The following is a 19,363-nucleotide window of genomic DNA, read 5'->3' on the forward strand; positions in this document are numbered from 1 at the left end:
AATGCTCTCGAGCGGTAAACGATTGGGTGGTCGATGAGTTTTCGCCTTACCCTGACGGCCTGCGTCATGTTCATGATCGGCCTCTTGGCCGCGCTGCTGATTGTCGTGCAGGTTCTGACGCTCGATCTCGTCACCGAGGATGCCGCGACCTCGACCATGGATGCGACGAGCCGCAGCACGGTCTCTTCGCTTCAGCTCCAGGTCGAAATGCTTTCGCGCATGTCTCGCTCGCTGGCCTTCACCCCGGCCATCATGAATTCATCCGATCCCGGCGACGCGAGCCCGACGGCCGGCCTCATCAGGGGAAATCTGGCGCAATGGCCGGCGCTGGACAGCATCTATGTCGGCTATGACAACGGCTATTGGCTTCAGGTGCAGCGATTGGACGGGCTGAAAGGGGTCCAGCGCGAGCGCGTCGGCGGTCCGGCCGACGCGGTCTACGCTACGACAATCACACAATGGGCTGCCGGCGAGGAACTGCCGACGACCCGCATATTCCTGGACAAGGACGGCAACCGCATCGGACAGATTGAGATCCCGCCACGCGGCTACGATGCGCGCGAACGCAACTGGTATATGAACGCGCGCAAGGCGGGCCATTTGATCACGTCTGCGCCTTATCTCTCGTTCAACCTCGGCGTACCCATGCTGACCTTCAGTGTGTCGTTCGACGGGAAGGCGCACGGCGTGGTCGGACTGGACCTCAAGCTCGACAATTACAGCAGGTCAGCGCCGATCATGAAATTCGGCAAGAACGGCTATCTGTTGATTTTCGACGACCAGGGTACGTTGATCGTGCATCCCAATTACGCGGCGTTGTTCGCACAGACGTCCGTGGACGCGGCAGGTCCGCGACTTCCCAGCACCATTGACCTTCGCGAGACGGTCGAAGGACGCGTCATTGCGGATTGGGACAAGAGCAGCCCATATAGGCACAAGCTAACCTGGAAGGACGGCCGGGAGTACTTCGCGCGTCTCGAAACCATCGCTCTCGGGCCAAACCTGGCCGCGAGCGTGCTTCTGATTGCGCCCGAGGACGAATTTGCCGCCGGCATCCGGGAGCTCGATCGAAAAGCCCGAATGATTGCGCTGCTGGCTTGCCTTTTGTTCATTCCGGCAGCCTGGATATTCGGAACGCGCATGTCGACGACGATTCGCGATATCACGGGCGAGGCTGCGCGGTTGCAGACGATGGCGCCGCCGCCCCAGCAGGCGATCGGCTCGGTGATCAAGGAGCTGGATATTCTGGCGCGAACAATTCACAAATCGCAAAGGGCGATCTGGCTGTTCTCGAGGCTCGCGCCGCGCGCGATCGTCAGCGGTGTGCTCGATAATTCGATTTCCACCGAGCTCGGCGGCGTACGCCAGGAGATCACGGCGCTCTTCACCGACGTGAGAGGCTTCACCACGATCGCCGAAGATGCCGATCCCGATGTTCTGATGCAGCAGACCTCCCGGTATTTCACCGCTCTGACGGACGTCATCCTGCTTCAGGGCGGTACCGTCGACAAGTTCATTGGCGATGCCGTGATGGCATTCTGGAACGCGCCGAATCCCCAAGGCGATCATTGCGAGCGCGCTTGCCGCGCTGCCCTGCAAGCAAAGGCCGCCAATGAGGCGGTCAACCGGCAATTCGAAGCGGAAGGGCTGCCGTCTTTCTTCACGCGGTTCGGTATTCACGTTGGCGAAGCCGTCGTCGGAAATCTCGGCTCGTCTGAGCGGATGAACTACACCGCGCTCGGGAACGTCGTAAATCTCGCGGCTCGCCTGGAAGGGCTCAACAAGCAATACGACACTCAAATTCTTGTCAGCGAGCGCGTCTACATGCGCGTCAAGCAGAGTTTCCGCTGCCGGTTCGTCGACACCGTCGTCGCGAAGGGCATGGCGGCCGAGACGAGGGTGTATGAACTTCTCGAGGAGGGCTTGAACGAGGAGGCCGATGCAATCGACGCGAATGAGGGGCGCGGCTGAAACATGATGCTATTCGGCGGTTGGTGGAGCATCGACAAGGCCGTCGGATCCGATCGGCGCCTGCGTGACAAGCCGGGCGGCCCGCTCGGTGAGGACCAGGCCGACCAACGAGGAGACGATGATGACAAGAACCACGGTCGCGTTCAGCATGGCTTGGTCGATCAGTCGTTGGCCGGATGCGTTCGCCATTCGCCCACATGCGTTCGTTCCAGCTCTCACAGAGAAGGAAGCCGGTCTGCTTGATCAGTGCTTCAACCTCGGCGCGAGCGGCGGAGGACTTCGCCGCCAGAATGGTGGTCATGGCGTGCCTTGCCGAGCTCCTTGCCTTGGGCCTCTCGGTCGTCGTCGGACAGCAGCGTCGGGTGATGCTTCGGAGCCATCCGGGGACGACGCAGGCTGCCACGAACGCAGACCCCAGCCGTCTGGACGGCTTCCAGCTCGGCCCCAGCAACGCATTGCCCAGATCGTCGATCCGACGAATATCAAAGTCGCGCTCGGCGGTGGGAACCATCTTTCAAACCGTAGTCGGACCGAGGAGGAAAACTACCATCGGCGCCGAACGAAGACGCGAGTTCATCGTTATGGATTCAGGCGCCCGACCACAGTCACGCCGACCCTTCCGCTTGGCAGCACCCACTCCCTGTCGCGACGACAGCATCGGCACGGGAAAACGCGGCATCGGGGGCGACATTGAGGGAAACTCGAACACTGGCGGAACCGCCGTGCGATCTTGTTCCCCGCAACCCACGGAGAAGAGCATGCTACGTAAAGGTCTCGTTGCCAAAGGTCTTATTGCCATCGCCGGCCTCGTGCTGATCGCCGGCACCTTTGATCCGCAGCCCGCCGACGCGCGCGGCGGCTACCGCGCCGGCGGCGGCCGGGCGGTCGCGGTTCGCGGTGGGGGAGGTGGTCGGGCCGTGGCGGTTCGCGGCGGGTATCGGGGCGGCTACCATGGCGGTTATCGGGGCGGCTATCGTGGCGCCTACGGCTATCGCCCCGGCGTGGCGGTCGGAGCGGCGGCGCTCGGCGCGGCCGCCGTCGGTTCCGCAGCCTACTACAACCAACGCAACTGCTACGACGCCTACGGCAATTACATCTGTGGCGGATATCGCCCGTACTGATACTGACCCGCACCGAACGGACGCTTCGCGCGACGAGCATGAAACCGTCGTCTTGGCTGATTGGCACCGTCTTCTTTCTTCTTGCTCCGGCGGAAAGAAGAGCCGCGACGGTTAAGATCGCTGACGACGGCGGAGGCAGGCTCGAGACCTACATGGCGCGCTATCAGCGGCTACGCATTTCCGGCAAGTCCGTCGTCATCGACGGGCTGTGCGCTTACGGCTGCACCATCGTGCCTCGCCGAGTTGCTGCACGGCCCATGTCTGCGTCCCTGGAGGCGCGCCTCGGCTTCCACCGGAGCCCGGTTCGCCCGGATTCCAACGCCGGAACTTGATCGCACTCGCGTCGGGAGGCCTTCGGTTCAACCGGTTCCATACCACGGCAATATGCTCGCCGACCCGGGCTGCGCTGCTCACCGGCCGCAATCACCATGTCGTTGCGAGCCGCAGCATGGGCTCGACGGCGCCGCGAGGCATGTGGGCCAGCGCGCCGCACTTCATATTGTCGCCAAATCGCCAATCGCGCGTCTAGCCACCTGGGCGCACGAACGTGGTTGGGACAACCTTTCGCTGCTGTCTACCGCTGGCAACAGCTACGACGCGGACTACTTTGGTGACACGTCAAAATTTTCCAAGGGATGCGCGCGCAACATCGAGTTTCGGACGGAGAGAACTGGGACGAAACAATCTTCAACGTCTTCCGGAAGAAGAACGGCGCGATCAAACACTTCTAGGGCTCAGAGATGAGCTTTGCCCCTCCCGCTCCCAAACAGCACCACCGCGCTGGCGATCTCGTCGACCCGGTCTGGGGTCTTCTCGACATGACGCCTGACGGCCGGGGTGATTTCTTTCCAAAGGTCAACTACGACTTAGGCACGCCCTCGCGTCGCTGCTGAGTGCATGGCAGATATCAAACGAGGAGGGGGTCGCGGCGTGCTGCGCGTCACTATGGCCGGCGAGTAATCTCAACTTTATCGGGTGACGCGCGGGCCGCCCGGGAGCCTCTGCTGCGCTCGCGGCCAGTAGGGGTTCTCCAAGCACATCGCTGCAAGCCCAATCGCTGTCGCTCGGCACTGATCCCATGAAGTATAGGAGCAATCGAAGTAGGTGCCGCCACCCCACTGCCATTTCTGAAGGCAGACCGGGTTTCTGGGATCGTAAGTCTGAGCCGCAGCTGAGGTGATTGCCAGCAACGCCGCACTGCCCAAGATCAACCAACGTAGCGTCCGCATCGCCACCTCCCTTAATTGGTCAGGAGCTTCGGTTTCGAAGGTTGTTCTATTGTAGGTCACCCGAATTTATGGAGCCAGATTGAACTCAATGCCAGCTCTGGCGCCGGAGATCTGCAATTAGGTCAGTGTTGCCTACGGTAGTTATCTGAATTGAATCGGTGTCTTACTGCTTCTAGTCGGATTGCAACTGGCAAGGGGTCGCCACCGCCGAACGGCCCCTTCGATGCAGGGTGCGCGGAGAGCTGATCGTCCTAGGTTCAACGTAGCTGAGCGGCGCACCGGCACGAATCCACGGTTGGCCTTGGCGTCGGTTGCGTCTATGCTTGTCCTTGCGGCCATCAGATGCTGTGAGGTCGGACCCGCAAACCCGCACGGATATCCGGCATCCAACGCAACGCAACGGCGGGCTCTCAATCTTTGGGAGCCAAAGATGCTTGATGCCTTCTTGATGCAGTGCGTTGACGATGGAATGGCGCTTCCGTTCATGATCGTGCAGATCGGAGCCAATGGGTCCGTGGTGGTTTCGTACATTGATGCTGGGGCGGTCGGAGACGCTTTGTGAGCAGATCATCAATGGAGAATTCGCGCTGCCAATTTTGGCGGTCGCCATCGGGTTGACCGATGGTCGCACGGCCTCAACCCTTCTGACCGACAGTGAAGGCTTGGCAATTCAGTAGCGACTATCGGCTGGAAACATCGATCGATCGCGGCGTCGAGTTCGGCCTCGGTGCGGCGGTCGATCGGATCGTTGCCCTAGCGCGGTTGGCCGGCTCAAGACGCTACCTCATCAGGCCGCGTACCGTGCCTCAGATCGGTCAACGGCCTTTGGCCGCCCGATAATGCGGTGCAGCTCCGCCGCAACTCCTTCCAACACCGCGCGCTTCTCCTTCATCCGCGTGCTGTGATTGTAGACCTTGCCGGTTACAGTCGGGACGATCACGTCCCCCTTCTTGCTGACAGTATGGTCGAGGCATTTGGCGATGGCGGCATCGTCAAAGCCCAAATCACCTGCCAAAGTCGCCGCCGTCCGCCGCAGGTCGTGCGGCGTGAACGGCCTGAGACCAAGCAGCTCGCAAAGACCGGCGGTCTTAGTCTTGTCCTTGTTCTTCTCGTGCTTGGTGCCGCGCAGCGCGTCGGCCATTGCCTTGCGGTGGATCGGCTGGCCCTTGTACATCGGGCTTTCGAAAAGGAACTGCTGATCATCCGAGGTCAACGCTTCCTTGATGATCTCGACGGCCAGATCTGACAACGGCTGCTGGATCCTGCGCCGCTTCTTGACGCGCTTGAGCGGCACGTCAAAGCGCGGGTGGTCGCCCTCGAGGTCGAACAGCTCTTCCCGGTGCGCACCGAGCAGTTCACGCGAGCGGAGCATGGTGACCAGCTCGAACTTGAGCGCGAGACGGGTCCGGCGGTCCCACGGCAGGTCGTCTCGGTCCAGCCCATGCCAGAAGGTCCTGATCTCGTCCTCGGACAGGACGCGGGTCCGCGGATGCTCGGGGTCGAGCTTCGGCAAATTGACGCAGGGGCTTGCCGTCACGTAGTCGCGCCCGGCTTCCGCTGCCCAGTTGAACAGGCCAGAGGCTGCCTTGCGCATGTGACGCGCATTGCTGACCGAAGGCTTGCCGAACTTGCCCGCGACAATGTCGTTCGACAGCGTCGCGATGTCGTGTTTGGTGACCTCCATGGCCGATTTCTTGCCGAGGCGGGGACGGATGAAGCGGTTGAGGTGGCTTGCCGTGTTCTCCCAGCTTTCCAGCCGGGGGCGCATTTCGCCGTCCGGCTTCTTGACCGGTGTCTTCATCCAAGTGATTCGCTCGTCGATGATCTCGGCGACGGTCTTGCCCCGCTTGGCCTTCGCGGCCTTCTGGTCGCGGAAGGTCTCGGCGAGCGCGTCGCCCCCCATCCCCCTGAGGCCGTAGACCTTGGCTCGCGCGTCCTCGACGGTGAAGGTTTCGGGATTGTAGACGCCCAGCCAGCCAGTGCGCTGCTTGCCGGTCTGCCGGTCGGTGAACTTGAAGGAGAAGGTCGCGACGCCCGCCGTGGTGATGCTGACGTACAGGCCAGGGCATTTGCGGTCGTAGATTTTGATCCGGCTGGCGACCCGCTTCTCGCACATGCGGTCGGTCAGAATGACGCTGCCGTTGCGGCCCCGCTTGCCGGCGGGGGAGGGGGTAATGCTATTCTTCACGTGGTTTCGGCTCCTAAGGCTTGGGACCAAGGGGCTCGGCTTTGGGACTTTCAGTTTGTCGTGCGGACGCTGAAAGGCTTAGGGCCGGGCCCTTATTTTGGTGAAGCCCGCTGAAACAGCCCGCATCAAGCTAATCGAAAAGCGCTGATTTTGAAGGGTTTTCTTAGTTTCGGCGTGTTTCACCGAATGCCAAAATATAGACGTGTGGTCCTGGCCGTCGTCGCTACGGTCAAATGCTTTGCGGATGCGGCAGTCGCGTCAACCGGCGCGCTGCTGGTGACTTTCGCAGGCGTGAGGGAGGCCATAGGGAATTCGGCTCCCGGGAGAGCACGGCATAAGCCGTCCAACCATCGCGCAGGGAAGGCCGAGTGATTGGCACCACCTGTATGCTGCTGTGCGGTTTCCTTGCGCTACCTTTCGCGCAGCGGACCGCGGGTGCGAGGTCAGCACCCGGCCTTCCCTGCGCCCTCTTGGCTTCGAGGGTGGAACGTCAAAGCAAAGCTCGGGCGAAATGCGCCGCGAGAAGGTGATGGTGCGTCTGCAGCACTCGCTGTCATCGCCCGGCTTGACCGGGCGATCCAGCATTCCAGAGACGGCTGTGATTGAGCCGAGAGGCCGCGGCGTACTGGATTCCCCGCTCTCGCGGGGAATGACAGTGGCACTTGGAAGACGACGCCGATGCCTCACACTCCGTCATTGCGAGCGCAGCGAAGCAATCCAGAGTCTTTCCGCAGTGACGGTCTGGATTGCTTCGCTGCGCTCGCAATGACGATGGGGAGATAGTGGTGCGCCGATTTCGCCCTCGTGCCCCAGTGCGCTGCAGAGCCGCGACGAGAGCTGGACGTTGCGCGATACATCCCTCATCCCGCCCGTCCCCCATTCACAACCACGTGGCTTGATTTGGGAACAATCATTCCCTATTATCCCGCAATGCAAAAAGTCGCGCGCCGTCCCCAGCCTGCCGCCCGTCCACCCGGCCGTCCCCGGGAATTCGACATGGACACCGCGCTCGACCGCGCCGTACGCGTATTTTGCGAGCGCGGCTATCATGCCACCTCGATCGGCGACCTGACCGCCGCGATGCGGCTTGCCACCGGCAGCGTCTACAAGGCGTTTCGCGACAAGCAGGCCGTGTTCCTGGCCGCGTTCGAGCGCTATGCCGCGGTGCGCCGGGAGCAGACCCGCAGCGCGGCCGCGCGCGGCACCAACGGTCGCGAGCGACTGCGCCATGTGTTGCTGTCCTATGTTGAGCACTCCCAGGGGATCGAGGGCCGTCGCGGCTGCATCGTGGTCGGCGGCGCGGTCGAGCTTGCCGCGCTCGATCCGGACGTCCGCGCCCGCGTCAACGCCCAGCTCGAGACCAACGAGACCTTCATCGCCGGCCTCATTCGCGAGGGCCAGGCCGATGGTTCGATTCCCGCCCATGTTGCGACCGACGACACCGCGCGGCTGATGATCTGCATCACGCAGGGAATGCGTGTCGTCGGCAAGGCGCGCCTGCCGCTCGACGGCGAGCGCTTGGTCGGCGTCGCGATGAAGCTGCTCGCCTGAATTTGTGTCATATTAGGGAATGATCATTCCCGATATCTGGAGTCTGTTGGAATGACGATGAATGCCACGATCGAGACCTCGCCCGGGCCGGATGCGGTGTCGCCGCGACTGACCTTCGTGCTTGCCGCGGCCTGTGGCATGGTCGCCGCCAACATCTACTACGCCCAGCCGCTGATCGCCCCGATCAGCGCCGCGCTCGGCCTCTCGCATGCGGCGGCCGGACTGATCGTCACCATGACGCAGATCGGCTACGGCGTGGGGCTTCTCTTCATCGTGCCGCTCGGCGACCTCGTCGAGAACCGCGCGCTGATCTGCTCCGTCATCACGCTCGGCGCGGCTTCGCTGCTGGCCGCCGCGTTCGCCACCCACGCGCTGCCGTTCCTGATCGCCGCGCTGTTCATCGGCCTCGGCTCGGTCGCCGTGCAGATCATCATTCCCTACGCGGCGCACCTTGCGCCGGAAGCCATTCGCGGCCGCGTCGTCGGCAACGTCTCGACCGGATTGATGCTCGGCATCATGCTGGCGCGACCGGTGTCGAGCTTCGTCACGGCAGCGCTGTCATGGCACGCGGTGTTCTTCATCTCCGCCGCGCTGATGATCGTGCTCGCGGCGGTGCTGTGGACGACGCTGCCGAAGCGCAAGCCGGTCGCGCGCATGCATTACGGCACGCTGCTGCTGTCGATGCCGCATCTGGCCCGGACCACGCCGCTGCTCCGGCGCCGCGCGCTCTATCAGGCGAGCCTGTTCGGCGCTTTCACCCTGTTCTGGACGGTGGCGCCACTCCAACTCGCCAGCGAATTCGGCTTCTCCCAGCGCGGCATCGCGCTGTTCGCGCTCGCCGGTGTCGCCGGCGTGTTCGCTGCGCCAATCGCGGGACGGCTCGCCGACCGCGGCCATAGCCGCATCGCAACGCTGGTCGCCATGCTGCTCGCGGCCGCCGGCTTCCTGGTGACCTATATCGGTGCGGCCGGCTCGATGCTCAATCTCGCCTGCCTGGTCGTGGCCGCGATCGCCATCGATATCGGTGTCCAGGGTAACGTCGTGCTCGGCTTCCGCGCCATTTTCTTGCTCGGGCATGAGCACCGCAGCCGTCTCAACGGCCTCTATATGGCGACGTTCTTCGCCGCCGGCGCTGCCGGCTCTGCGGTCGGCGCCTGGGCCTTCGCGCAAGGCGGCTGGACGCTGGCGTCGGCCATTGGCCTTGCTCTGCCCGTCGCGGGCTTGCTCTATGCGGCGACAGAGTAACCACTGTGATCGGATCGCGCGCTGTTCCGAGCGGGGCTCTCTATGGTGAAAGAGAGCGAAGATGCGACGTGACAGCTCGACGACAGGTCCGCTGCGGCAGAGTGGCGCGGTATTCCCATCGTTCGGAAAACACGCGTCAATTGCGGCGCGAACGCAGGCTCACAACTTAGTTATGGTATGTTTTATGATATAGTATCATGTCCTTCACGCAGCATCCTTAGGTTGTTGTCGGCGCCCGAATGGCGCGTTCGTCCTGCGGCGGTGCCGGAGGCGAAATTAACGACAACGGAGAACAGGGATGAGGAAATCGATCTTGTGCGCCTCTGCTGCATTGATCTGCACGGGCCTCACTACGAACGCCGCGCAGGCGCAATCCTACGCATTCGGCGCCGGCGCGTCGCTCTCTCAGCTTTTGTATCGTCACCTGATGGACTGCAAGTACAATCAGGCGCAAGGCAGCCTGGGGACGCCTCCCAAAACACCAAAAGCGCCGCATTGTCCCGCATTCAACAGCAGTGGTTACGGCGGTCTGGTACTCTACGCTCCGACGTCGACGGGCAACGGCAAGCTGGTTCTGCGCACCAATCGTGTTGCCGATATCGGCGTGCCGGCGTCGGGCGCGGTCACTTATGCCGATTCAACCATTGCTGTGAACAAGATCTCCGATTACGACGGCGTCCAGTTCGCCTTCAGCGACGACGTGCTCACGCCCGCCGACATCGCGGCGTGGAATGCGGCTGGCAATCCTGCACGCTTCGGCAACGTCATCCAGATTCCGACGCTGGTTCGCGCCGTCGGGATCGGGTTCAACGGCAAGGATGGCACGGGCGCTGTTCTGAATATCCTCCCCGTGGCGCCGTTGGAGGGAACCAGTGGCCTCAATCTCTCGCGCAAGGCGTTGTGCGGCATCGTGTCCGGACATGTCACCAAGTGGAATAATCCGCTGCTGACTGTGAACAATAATGGCGTCGTTCTCGGCACCGGCCAGATCACCTTCGTCCATCGCTCGGACAGCTCTCAGGCCTCCTTCCTGCTCTCCAACGCGATGACGGAGCAGTGCCGCTACGAATTCGGCCCCGCGAGCGAGGCCGACCCGACGCTCGTGTCCTACGCTTATCCGTGGACCGATCATTCGACTGCTTGCACGGCTCTACCCTTGCCGACCGGTGCCAGCCTGTCGAACTGGCCGGATCAATTTCCTGCCGATCAGTGCGGCAGGGCCATTGTGGGTCCGGTTGGCAGCAGCTTCGCCAGCGCCAGCGGCAACAGCGGAGTCGTCGCGCTGGTGAACTCGACCAATGGTGCGATCGGTTATGCCAATCTGGAGTTCCTGGCGCCGATCGACCTGACCGGACCCAGAACGGCGAACCTGCAGTCGCAATGGGACCTCACCGCGGCCACGGGGGCATTCCAGCCTCCGACCATACAGGGCGGTTACGTCACGATGGCCACGGCGATCCCGCACTTCAGCGCGGCGGAGCGCGGCAATCCCCTGCAGTGGAGCATCGAGGGTCTCGTTCCGAATCCGATCACGCAGGGTGCTTATCCGATCGCCGGATTTAGCTGGGTCGAGATGTATCAGTGCTACCAGACCCACGCGAACGGAAATAACGCCTTTCTCTGGTTCAAGATGTGGCTGGACTACCTCTACGGCACGGATGCCGTGCCGATCATGCGTCTCGACGACAAAGTAGCCGAAGTGCCGCCCGTCTGGCGGAACGAGATCGACATGCTGCTGAACGACCCCGTCTATGGTCCGAATGGGTCTGCCTGCGCCGGGAAGGTTGGTGCGTACTAGGCCGCGCACGGGCTTCGGCTCGACGAAGCGGCCACGACCGCATGCATCCGGCTTCGGCCGGGTGCAGGCGACGGCCGGAGATGGGCGGTGGTGCGCTGCGGCCGTTTACCAGCCTCGAATACGGAGCCCTGGACGGTGCAATTTCCGCCTCGCGGTTTCCGCACCGCTGTAGTACTTTGGTCGCAAGCGAGCCCGGTTAACGGGCGGCAGGGGGAGGCTGATGAGGCGTGCGGGACTGGTTGGCGTACCGCGAGTACGGCCATGGTCGTGGCAGGCGTTTCTGCTCGGATTTGTCGTCGTCGCCATGTCGGCCGCGCTTCAAGGCGTCTGCGTCGCGCTCGGCGCAAAGCTCTATTTCGCGGCGTTCCTGCCCAGCCTGTTCGTGCTCGGAATCGTCGCGGGCGCGCCGGCGGCGGCGTTCGCCGCGCTGCTCACCGTTCCGCTGGTGTGGTGGGCGTTCATCCCGCCGTTCTTCCAGTTCATGCCGCTCTCCAGCGCGGGCGCGGATTCCATCAACCTGTTCTGCCTGCTCGCGGTGCTCTTGATCGGCCTTGCCGATCTCTGCCGCGAGACGATGGCAATGATCAGCCGCGGTGGACTCAAGCCTTCGGGCGAGAGCACGGCAACGAATTCGCAATAAATCCGCTTCGCGCGGAAGCGGCGCGTTGCACCGGCGCAACAGTCCGGCAACCATCCGCGAGCTTGGTGCGCGCCGCTAACTTTTCGAAAAAGATTTGGCCGCAATTTCTCCCCCGGGAATGACGAGGGAGTTTTTGAACATGAACGGTCACGCTATCTTTGAGAACGTGCGCCGCTATCGCGGCATCGCATCGCTCTATCGCCAGACCGCTGCATTCCGCCCGGGCCAGAGCTGGTCGCTGCTGGAGCAGGCGAGCGAGTGGGAAGCGCGGGCGCTGTCGGAGCTGGAAGCCTATTTTGCCGCACGCGCGGATTACGCCGCCCCGCTCGCTGCCTGATCGTTAACCATCGCAGGCATTCGTATCGATGACGAATAGCGCGAATGACACGCGATGGGACGCAGACGTTCGCGCCCTAGCCGTCAGAACCGGTAGCTCGCCTGGACCCTCACTGTGCGGCCCTGGCCGGGCGAGATGTTGTTGTTGCCGTCGGCGGACGCCCAATAGCCGCGGTTGAAGATGTTCTCGACCGTGAGCTGCGCGCGCCAGTTGGCGTCGATCGTCGCGTAGACGCCGGCATCGAAGCGCACGAGCTCGGCAGTCTCACCGTGTCATCCGACGATGCAAAGGAATCGCCGAAATAGATGATGCCGAGCGCGGCCGCCCACATCGGATTGATGTTCCACTTCATGCCGACCTCGGTATTCTCGAACTTCTGCGGCTGAAGGATCAGCGTGCCGTCGTTGAGCGAGGAGAACTGGTCGCCGGAGGCGGGCAGGTACGAGATGCTGTAGGCGGTGTAGACCGACATGCTCTGCATCGGCTTGAGGATCACGGCCGCCTGCGGCGACACCAGATTGTCGGTGCGATTGCGGTTGAGGTTGGTGTTCATGTCCAGCGCCGACATCTCGAAGCGGTCGAACCGCGTGCCCACGATGAGCTGGAGCGCGCGCGAGAACTCGATGGTGTCGCGCAGGTAGCCGGACTCGACGTTCAGCGCATATTTACTGTTCGAATCCGGTGTCGTGACGCCATCGGTGTTGGTGCCGGTGAAGTGGTGGACGAAGTTGACCGGCCCGAAATAGGTCGGCGCGAACGGGTTCTGCACGATGGTGTTGGTGCCGTTCGGGAAGACGCCGGTGTTGCGGATATCGACGCCGGTCTGGCGGCCGAACTCGGTGCCGAAGCCCACAGTGTGCGCGATCGGCCCGGTCCAGCCCTTGTAGGTGAAGTCGGTCTGGCTGAAGACGTTGTCGCGGTTGGTCGTGTGCTGATAGGCGCCGAGATTGACTGCGGTGTCGGCCGGATTGACGGCACCGGCGAGCGGCCCGCCCGTGGGATAGACGTTCTGGTAGAACTTCTGGTAGTCGGCCGCGATCGTGCCGTTGCGCACCGAGAGTCCGTTCTGGAAATCGTGCTCGATGATCGCCATGCCGGTCTGCACCGTCGCTTGCGCGGTATTGAGGCTGGGGCTGCCGAAGAACGTCTGAAGGTTTCCGTTCGGCGCAACCGGCGTCGTTGGATTGAAGCGCGTGACGCCACCGGGAAGGCTCTGCGAGGGATTGCCGCGATCTGCGGTGCGGCCGTCGTGGTAATATTCGTAAGACAGCTTGATCTTGGTGAAATCGTCCGGCTTCAGGGTGACGGTCGGGTTGATGCCGTAGCGCTCGAGATGATTGAAGTCGCGGAACGCATCGCTGCCCTCGTAGAACACGTTCAGCCGCGCCGCGACGTTCTCGTTGATCGCTTGTCCCGCGTCGAGCGTGACGCGGCGGTCGCCCCACGATCCCGTCTGCGCGGTGGCTTCATAGATGCGGGTGCCGTCGGCCTCCCTGAGGGTGCGGTTGAGCACGCCGCCGCCGGCGCCGCGGCCGAAGGTCAGCGCGCTCGGGCCCTTCAGCACCTCGATGCTCTGCGCGTTGTACAAGTCGCGGAAGTACTGCACGTCATCGCGAAAACCGTTGACGAAGAAGTTCGCGCTGGAATCGACGCCGCGGATGACGAGTTCGTCGCGATTGCCCTCGCCCTGGTGGACGGCGACGCTCGGGACGTAGCGCGTGACATCGGTCAAGCCCTGGTAATTCTGGTCGCGGATCTGCTGCTGGGTGATGACGGAAAGCGATTGCGGGATGTTGACGATGGGCGTGTTCGACTTGGTGGCGACGGAGGTGCTGTTGGCGAAATAGCCGACCGTCCCGGTGCGCGCGTCCTGCGATGGCGCGAAGGGCTGTGGCGCGGCGGTCGTCCCCGGCCGCCGTGCCGTTTGATGAACACAGCGACCGTGCTGCCATTCCGCGCAGGATGATTTGAATCGTTCGAAACTTGTCGGGTTCCAAGCGATCACATGTTTCGGCGCGCCGGCAGGATCCGTGGCGACTACGGAGTTATCTCGGCGCCCGCGTGTGCTAGCAATCGACCGATCGAGATCTCCTACGTCGGCCGGGACCAGCGATGACCACCTTCAACCGCATCTTCACGACGGAGCGTCTGCTCCAGATCATCGTCATTCTGGCGGCAACAGTTGCCATGAAGCTGATGGGCTGAATATCGGTGGGCTATTGCCCGCCGAACTCGGGCACGTCGGGCAAATAGTTCGAGCCCTCGGAGCCCAGGAAATCGAACATCGCCTGCGCCGGTGGCAGCAGCACCTTGTCGCTGCGGCGGATCACGTACCATTGCCGGACGATCGGCAAACCGGCGACATCGAGCACGATGAGGCGGCCTTCGGCGAGCTCATGCGCCACCGTGTGGGCCGAGATGAAGGCGATGCCGAGCCCGGCGATGACGGCCTGCTTGATGGTCTCGTTGCTGCTCATCTCCATGCCGATGATCGGCTCGAGATCGGATCTCTGGAACATGCCTTCCATCAGCGTGCGCGTGCCTGACCCCGGCTCGCGGGTGAGGAAGGTCTCGTGCACGAGGTCGGTCAGGTTGAGGCCGGAATCCTTCCCCAGCCAGTGTCCCTTGCGCGCGACGATGATGTGCGGATTGCGCCCGAGCTGACGCACGTCGACGCTGACGTCGGCCGGTGGCCGACCCATCACGGCGAAATCGAGATCGTAGCCGTGCATGGCCTCGCGGATCTCCTCGCGATTGCCGATCGTGAGCTTGATCTCGATCTTGGGATAGCGCTTCGAGAACGCCGCGATCGCATGCGGCACGAAATACTTTGCGGTCGAGACCGCGCCGAGATGCACCGTGCCGCCGGTCCGTCCAGCGAGCAGATCGAGCGCGCCCTGGCAATCCATGATCGCGGCCTCGACGCGCTCGGCGAGCGCCAGCACCTCCTTGCCAGCCTCCGTCAGCAGCATGCCGTCACCGGTCCGCTGCACCAGCGGCAGGCCGGCGAGGTCCTGAAGCTGCCGGAGCTGCTGGGTGACGGCTGGCTGGGTCAGGCCGAGCTGGCTCGAGGCCGCGGTGACGCTGCCCTTCGCCGAGAGCGCCGCAAGCGAGCGGAGCTGCCGGATCGTCAGATGCCGGAGCTGGGCCGCCGCGTGGCCTGGGCCATTATAAGAAAATTCTTTGGCGCTCATTATGAATAGAAATTTTCCTTATTAAGCCACCCCTGTCAATCTCCTCGTGTTGGGACCGACCGCACCGACCTCCAGCGGGGAGGGAACTGGATGCGGCGCCCGCAAGGGGATGGACGCAGATGACCGGGCAACTCAGGTTGGACGACCACCTTCAACGGTATTCCGAGACGGCGCCGCATGCGCTGGCCGTGGCAGCCGCAGTCGACGCCATCGCGGCGGCGGCGATCGAGATCGCCGACCTCGTCGCCACCGGCGATTTCGCGGACGCATCGGGACTGACCACCGGCCGCAACAGCGACGGCGATCTCCAGCGCGACCTCGACCTCCAGGCGGATGCGATCCTGCGCCGCTGTCTCAGCAGATTGCCGATCGCAGCGCTCGCGTCGGAGGAGATGCGCGAGCCGCAAATCGGCGACCGCGAGGCAAAAATCTGCGTCGCGATTGATCCGCTCGACGGCTCCTCCAACATCGACATCAACATGACCGTCGGCACGATCTTCTCGATCCTGCCCGCCCCGGATGATCTCACTCTCGCCTTCCATCAGCGCGGCTCGGCGCAGCTTGCTGCGGGGTTCGTCACCTACGGGCCGCAGACCTCATTGGTGCTGACGCTCGGCGACGGCGTCGACATCTTCACGCTCGATCGCAGGGCGGGCTGCTTTCGCCTCGCGCGCAGCGCCGTGCAGATCTCCGAGACGTGCGAAGAATTCGCAATCAATGCGTCGAACCGCCGCCACTGGGATTCGCCGGTCCGCGCCTTCGTCGACGAATGTCTTGCCGGCGTCGAAGGGCCCGCCAACCACGATTTCAACATGCGGTGGATCGGCTCGCTGGTCGCTGAGGCCTACCGAATCCTCACCCGCGGGGGGGTGTTCCTCTATCCCTCAGACGCGCGCCCCGGCTATGGCGACGGTCGCCTGCGCCTCACCTACGAGGCGCACCCGATGGCCATGATCGTCGAACAGGCTGGCGGCTCCGCCACGACCGGGCGCGAGCGCATCCTCGAGCTATCGGCGCAGAGCCTGCACCAGCGCGTGCCGCTGATCATGGGCTCGAGCAACGAGGTGCGGCGCGTCGAGGAATTGCATTGCGATCCGCTGCTGGTCGCCAGCATCTCCGCACCGCTGTTCGCGCGGCGCGGCTTCTTCCGGCTGTGAGCGAGGCGACCCATGTCCAGGAAGCATCCGATCATCTCCATCACCGGCTCCTCCGGCGCCGGTACCACCTCGGTCAAGAAGACGTTCGAGCAGATCTTCTTCCGCGAGAAGGTCAACGCCGTCTACATCGAAGGCGACGCCTTCCATCGCTATGATCGTGCCGAGATGCGCACGCAGATGGCGAAGGAAGCCGAACGCGGCAACAAGCATTTCAGCCATTTCAGCCCCGAGACCAACCTGTTCGAGGAGCTGGAGCGTGCCTTCCGCGACTATGGCGAGACCGGCACCGCGACGACGCGGCACTATGTCCACGATGCCGAGGAGTCTGCACTGCACGGTGCGGCGCCCGGGACCTTCACCGAATGGGAGCGGCTGCCGGAAACCTCGGACCTGTTGTTCTACGAGGGTCTGCACGGCGCCGTCGTCACCGACAAGGTCAATGTCGCGCGCTACGCCGATCTCAAGATCGGCGTCGTGCCGGTCATCAATCTCGAATGGATCCAGAAGCTGCACCGCGACCGCAGCGCCCGCGGCTATTCGACCGAGGCCGTCACCGACACCATTCTGCGGCGGATGCCCGACTACATCCACTACATCTGCCCGCAATTCACCGAGACCGACATCAATTTCCAGCGCGTGCCGACGGTGGACACCTCCAATCCGTTCATCGCGCGCTGGATCCCGACGCCGGACGAATCGATGGTCGTGATCCGCTTCAAGAATCCGCGCGGCATCGACTTCCCCTATCTGCTGTCGATGCTTCCCCACAGCTGGATGTCCCGCGCGAACTCCATCGTGTGTCCCGGGGCGAAGCTCGATCTGGCGATGCAGCTGATCCTGACGCCGCTGATCATGCAGCTGATCGAGCGCAAGCGAAATCTGAAGTGAACAAGGAGAGAATCCGATGAACATCTCCGTCCACGCTGAAGCCGACATCACGCCAGTCACACACAGCGATCTCGCCAACGCCGTCCGCTTCCTCGCGGTCGACGCGATCGAGACCTCGCAGTCCGGCCATCCCGGCCTGCCCATGGGCATGGCCGATGTCGCAACCGTGCTGTTCTCGCGGTTCCTCAAGTTCGACTCCGCGCACTCCAACTGGCCGGACCGCGATCGCTTCGTGCTGTCGGCGGGCCACGGTTCGATGCTGCTCTACGCGCTGCTGCATCTCACCGGCGGCGACGTCAGCCTCGATGACATCAAGGCATTCCGGCAGTGGGGCTCGAAGACGCCGGGACATCCGGAATACGGCCACACGCCTGGCGTCGAGACCACGACGGGACCGTTGGGGCAGGGGATTGCGACGGCAGTCGGCATGGCGCTCGCCGAGCGCATGGCCAATGCGCGGCATGGCGACGGCCTGGTCGATCACTTCACCTATGTGATCGCGGGCGACGGCTGCCTGATGGAAGGCATCAGCCAGGAGGCGATCTCGCTCGCCGGTCATCTCCAGCTCGGCCGGCTGATCGTGCTGTTCGACGACAACGGTATCTCCATCGACGGGCCGACGTCGCTGGCCACTTCCGATGATCAGCTCGCGCGCTTTGCGGCGTCCGGCTGGTCGGTCCGCAGTGTCGACGGCCACGACCCCGAAGCGGTTGCGCAGGCGATTGCCGAAGAGCGTGAGAGCACAAGACCGTCGCTGATCGCCTGCCGCACCATCATCGGCTATGGCGCGCCGGACCGTCAGGGCACCGAAAAGGCGCATGGTGCGCCGCTCGGCACCGAGCAAACGGCGGCGGCGCGGCGGGCGCTCGGCTGGGACTATCAGCCTTTCGTGGTGCCGATCCCGATCCTCAAGGCATGGCGGATGATCGGACAGCGCGGGCAGGTCGAGCGTCTTGCCTGGCTCGACCGCTACGAATGCGCGACGGCCGCGCAGCGCGAACTGTTCATCGAGGGCAAGGCCGTTGCCCTGCCGGAGGCCTATGCCCAGGCCTCGGCGAAATTGCGCGAGCGCTTTGCCAGCGAGCGTCCGAAGCTGGCGACGCGGCAAGCCTCGCAACAGGTGCTCGACGGCATCGCCGGGACAATTCCCGGACTGGTCGGCGGCTCGGCGGACCTGACGCATTCGAACCTCACGCATGCCAAAGCGCAGACTGCGGTGGCGCGTGGAGCGTTCGCCGGCGGCTACATCCACTACGGAATTCGCGAGCACGGCATGGCCGCCGCGATGAATGGCCTCGCGTTGCATGGCGGGTTCATCCCCTATGGCGGTACCTTTCTCGCCTTCTCCGACTACAGCCGACCGGCGATCCGTCTTGCTGCGCTGATGAGGCTGCGCGTCATCCATGTGATGACCCACGACTCCATCGGTCTTGGCGAGGACGGTCCTACGCATCAGCCCGTCGAGCATCTCGCGGCGCTGCGCGTCATCCCGAATCTTCTGGTGTTCCGCCCCGCCGACGCGGTCGAGACGCTGGAAGCCTGGGACTGCGCGCTCGAGGCGGAAGATCGCCCCTCCGTGCTGTGCCTGTCGCGTCAGGCGCTGCCGACATTCCGCAGCGACGTGCGCGGCAGGAACCGTGTCGCGCGCGGCGCCTACCTCATCGTCTCGCCGGACGGCGGTCGCGACGTCACGTTGATGGCGACCGGCTCCGAAGTCTCGATCGCGCTGGAAGCCGCTCGCCTGCTCGCGACGGAACACATCCGCGCCGCGGTGGTCTCCGCGCCATGCTTCGCACTGTTCGAGGAGCAGCCGGAGGACTACCGCGCCTGCGTGCTCGGCACCGCCCCGCGCGTCGGCATCGAGGCCGCAGTCGCCGGCGATTGGCATCGCTGGATCGGCGCTGACGGCGAGTTCGTCGGCATGCGCGGCTTCGGCGCCTCGGCGCCGGCATCGGTGCTTTACCGCGAATTCGGCATCACGCCGCAAAGCGTTGCCGAAGCCGCCCGGCGGGCGATCACCCGCGCCGGCAAGCCATAACAGGAG

Annotated in this window: 16 protein-coding genes and 1 pseudogene; 11 read left to right on the forward strand and 6 right to left on the reverse strand. The window is 63.7% G+C overall.

The window, feature by feature from the left end; genetic code table 11:
* Nucleotides 1–33: 33 nt before the first annotated feature.
* Nucleotides 34–1,971, forward strand: coding sequence for an adenylate/guanylate cyclase domain-containing protein (locus AC5ZFO_RS28515; RefSeq protein ID WP_496122865.1), 1,938 nt, complete (start codon nucleotides 34–36; stop codon nucleotides 1,969–1,971).
* A 9-nt stretch (nucleotides 1,972–1,980) separates the two neighbouring features.
* Here the strand turns inward: AC5ZFO_RS28515 and AC5ZFO_RS28520 are convergent, their stop codons facing one another.
* Nucleotides 1,981–2,160, reverse strand: coding sequence for a hypothetical protein (locus AC5ZFO_RS28520; protein WP_496122890.1), 180 nt, complete (start codon nucleotides 2,158–2,160; stop codon nucleotides 1,981–1,983).
* A pseudogene (locus tag AC5ZFO_RS28525) lies at nucleotides 2,138–2,351 on the reverse strand (hypothetical protein); the annotation flags it as partial. The gene AC5ZFO_RS28520 and the pseudogene AC5ZFO_RS28525, both read right to left, overlap by 23 nt.
* A gap of 378 nt (nucleotides 2,352–2,729) precedes the next feature.
* Here AC5ZFO_RS28525 and AC5ZFO_RS28530 point away from each other — a divergent pair.
* Nucleotides 2,730–3,092 (forward strand): hypothetical protein, encoded by a 363-nt coding sequence (locus AC5ZFO_RS28530; protein WP_496122866.1) that lies wholly within the window; start codon nucleotides 2,730–2,732, stop codon nucleotides 3,090–3,092.
* A 968-nt stretch (nucleotides 3,093–4,060) separates the two neighbouring features.
* Here the strand turns inward: AC5ZFO_RS28530 and AC5ZFO_RS28535 are convergent.
* Nucleotides 4,061–4,321: a DUF3551 domain-containing protein gene (locus AC5ZFO_RS28535; RefSeq protein ID WP_496122867.1), complete on the reverse strand. Its 261-nt coding sequence runs from the start codon at nucleotides 4,319–4,321 to the stop codon at nucleotides 4,061–4,063.
* A 430-nt stretch (nucleotides 4,322–4,751) separates the two neighbouring features.
* Here AC5ZFO_RS28535 and AC5ZFO_RS28540 point away from each other — a divergent pair, with 430 nt between their 5' ends.
* Complete coding sequence (locus AC5ZFO_RS28540; RefSeq protein ID WP_496122868.1) at nucleotides 4,752–4,883, forward strand: hypothetical protein; 132 nt, start codon at nucleotides 4,752–4,754, stop codon at nucleotides 4,881–4,883.
* A 225-nt stretch (nucleotides 4,884–5,108) separates the two neighbouring features.
* On the opposite strand, the gene AC5ZFO_RS28545 is transcribed toward AC5ZFO_RS28540, so the two are convergent.
* On the reverse strand, nucleotides 5,109–6,509 hold the full coding sequence (locus tag AC5ZFO_RS28545; RefSeq protein WP_496122869.1) for a tyrosine-type recombinase/integrase: 1,401 nt from the start codon (nucleotides 6,507–6,509) through the stop codon (nucleotides 5,109–5,111).
* Nucleotides 6,510–7,439: 930 nt separating this feature from the next.
* Here AC5ZFO_RS28545 and AC5ZFO_RS28550 point away from each other — a divergent pair.
* From AC5ZFO_RS28550 to AC5ZFO_RS28570, 5 genes are all read left to right on the forward strand, one after another.
* On the forward strand, nucleotides 7,440–8,060 hold the full coding sequence (locus AC5ZFO_RS28550) for a TetR/AcrR family transcriptional regulator (RefSeq protein ID WP_496122888.1): 621 nt from the start codon (nucleotides 7,440–7,442) through the stop codon (nucleotides 8,058–8,060).
* Between the two features lie 51 nt (nucleotides 8,061–8,111).
* The gene (locus tag AC5ZFO_RS28555; protein ID WP_282521501.1) at nucleotides 8,112–9,305 is read left to right on the forward strand and encodes an MFS transporter; all 1,194 of its coding nucleotides are present in this window, start codon (nucleotides 8,112–8,114) and stop codon (nucleotides 9,303–9,305) included.
* Nucleotides 9,306–9,603: 298 nt separating this feature from the next.
* On the forward strand, nucleotides 9,604–11,103 hold the full coding sequence (locus AC5ZFO_RS28560; protein ID WP_496122870.1) for a substrate-binding domain-containing protein: 1,500 nt from the start codon (nucleotides 9,604–9,606) through the stop codon (nucleotides 11,101–11,103).
* A gap of 220 nt (nucleotides 11,104–11,323) precedes the next feature.
* Entirely contained in the window at nucleotides 11,324–11,743 is a 420-nt protein-coding gene (locus tag AC5ZFO_RS28565; RefSeq protein WP_071916093.1) for a DUF4118 domain-containing protein, read from the forward strand.
* Nucleotides 11,744–11,882: 139 nt separating this feature from the next.
* Nucleotides 11,883–12,080, forward strand: coding sequence for a hypothetical protein (locus AC5ZFO_RS28570; RefSeq protein ID WP_404979798.1), 198 nt, complete (start codon nucleotides 11,883–11,885; stop codon nucleotides 12,078–12,080).
* 109 nt (nucleotides 12,081–12,189) lie between these two features.
* Here AC5ZFO_RS28570 and AC5ZFO_RS28575 read toward each other — a convergent pair whose 3' ends face one another.
* Together AC5ZFO_RS28575 and AC5ZFO_RS28580 are read right to left on the reverse strand one after the other, a co-directional pair.
* Nucleotides 12,190–14,085, reverse strand: coding sequence for a TonB-dependent receptor (locus AC5ZFO_RS28575; RefSeq protein ID WP_496122871.1), 1,896 nt, complete (start codon nucleotides 14,083–14,085; stop codon nucleotides 12,190–12,192).
* A gap of 211 nt (nucleotides 14,086–14,296) precedes the next feature.
* Nucleotides 14,297–15,274, reverse strand: coding sequence for a LysR family transcriptional regulator (locus tag AC5ZFO_RS28580; RefSeq protein WP_282521498.1), 978 nt, complete (start codon nucleotides 15,272–15,274; stop codon nucleotides 14,297–14,299).
* 119 nt (nucleotides 15,275–15,393) lie between these two features.
* Here AC5ZFO_RS28580 and AC5ZFO_RS28585 point away from each other — a divergent pair, with 119 nt between their 5' ends.
* The 3 genes from AC5ZFO_RS28585 to tkt are packed head-to-tail and all read left to right on the forward strand — an operon-like array spanning nucleotide 15,394 to nucleotide 19,357.
* Entirely contained in the window at nucleotides 15,394–16,431 is a 1,038-nt protein-coding gene (locus AC5ZFO_RS28585; protein ID WP_282521497.1) for a class 1 fructose-bisphosphatase, read from the forward strand.
* Between the two features lie 12 nt (nucleotides 16,432–16,443).
* The gene (locus AC5ZFO_RS28590) at nucleotides 16,444–17,319 is read left to right on the forward strand and encodes a phosphoribulokinase (protein ID WP_282521496.1); all 876 of its coding nucleotides are present in this window, start codon (nucleotides 16,444–16,446) and stop codon (nucleotides 17,317–17,319) included.
* Between the two features lie 16 nt (nucleotides 17,320–17,335).
* Entirely contained in the window at nucleotides 17,336–19,357 is a 2,022-nt protein-coding gene (gene tkt, locus AC5ZFO_RS28595) for a transketolase (protein WP_282521495.1), read from the forward strand.
* The last annotated feature ends 6 nt before the right edge of the window (nucleotides 19,358–19,363 follow it).

The sequence above is a fragment of the Bradyrhizobium sp. Unk1 genome (assembly GCF_059512345.1).

What these genes read in the sequence shown, in the direction of transcription:
- AC5ZFO_RS28515 (WP_496122865.1), top strand. Translation starts at nt 34, where the DNA reads ATGAGTTTTCGCCTTACCCTGACGGCCTGCGTCATGTTCATGATCGGC.
- AC5ZFO_RS28520 (WP_496122890.1), bottom strand. Translation starts at nt 2,160, where the DNA reads ATGGCGAACGCATCCGGCCAACGACTGATCGACCAAGCCATGCTGAAC.
- AC5ZFO_RS28530 (WP_496122866.1), top strand. Translation starts at nt 2,730, where the DNA reads ATGCTACGTAAAGGTCTCGTTGCCAAAGGTCTTATTGCCATCGCCGGC.
- AC5ZFO_RS28535 (WP_496122867.1), bottom strand. Translation starts at nt 4,321, where the DNA reads ATGCGGACGCTACGTTGGTTGATCTTGGGCAGTGCGGCGTTGCTGGCA.
- AC5ZFO_RS28540 (WP_496122868.1), top strand. Translation starts at nt 4,752, where the DNA reads ATGCTTGATGCCTTCTTGATGCAGTGCGTTGACGATGGAATGGCGCTT.
- AC5ZFO_RS28550 (WP_496122888.1), top strand. Translation starts at nt 7,440, where the DNA reads ATGCAAAAAGTCGCGCGCCGTCCCCAGCCTGCCGCCCGTCCACCCGGC.
- AC5ZFO_RS28555 (WP_282521501.1), top strand. Translation starts at nt 8,112, where the DNA reads ATGACGATGAATGCCACGATCGAGACCTCGCCCGGGCCGGATGCGGTG.
- AC5ZFO_RS28560 (WP_496122870.1), top strand. Translation starts at nt 9,604, where the DNA reads ATGAGGAAATCGATCTTGTGCGCCTCTGCTGCATTGATCTGCACGGGC.
- AC5ZFO_RS28565 (WP_071916093.1), top strand. Translation starts at nt 11,324, where the DNA reads ATGAGGCGTGCGGGACTGGTTGGCGTACCGCGAGTACGGCCATGGTCG.
- AC5ZFO_RS28570 (WP_404979798.1), top strand. Translation starts at nt 11,883, where the DNA reads ATGAACGGTCACGCTATCTTTGAGAACGTGCGCCGCTATCGCGGCATC.
- AC5ZFO_RS28580 (WP_282521498.1), bottom strand. Translation starts at nt 15,274, where the DNA reads ATGAGCGCCAAAGAATTTTCTTATAATGGCCCAGGCCACGCGGCGGCC.
- AC5ZFO_RS28585 (WP_282521497.1), top strand. Translation starts at nt 15,394, where the DNA reads ATGACCGGGCAACTCAGGTTGGACGACCACCTTCAACGGTATTCCGAG.
- AC5ZFO_RS28590 (WP_282521496.1), top strand. Translation starts at nt 16,444, where the DNA reads ATGTCCAGGAAGCATCCGATCATCTCCATCACCGGCTCCTCCGGCGCC.
- tkt (WP_282521495.1), top strand. Translation starts at nt 17,336, where the DNA reads ATGAACATCTCCGTCCACGCTGAAGCCGACATCACGCCAGTCACACAC.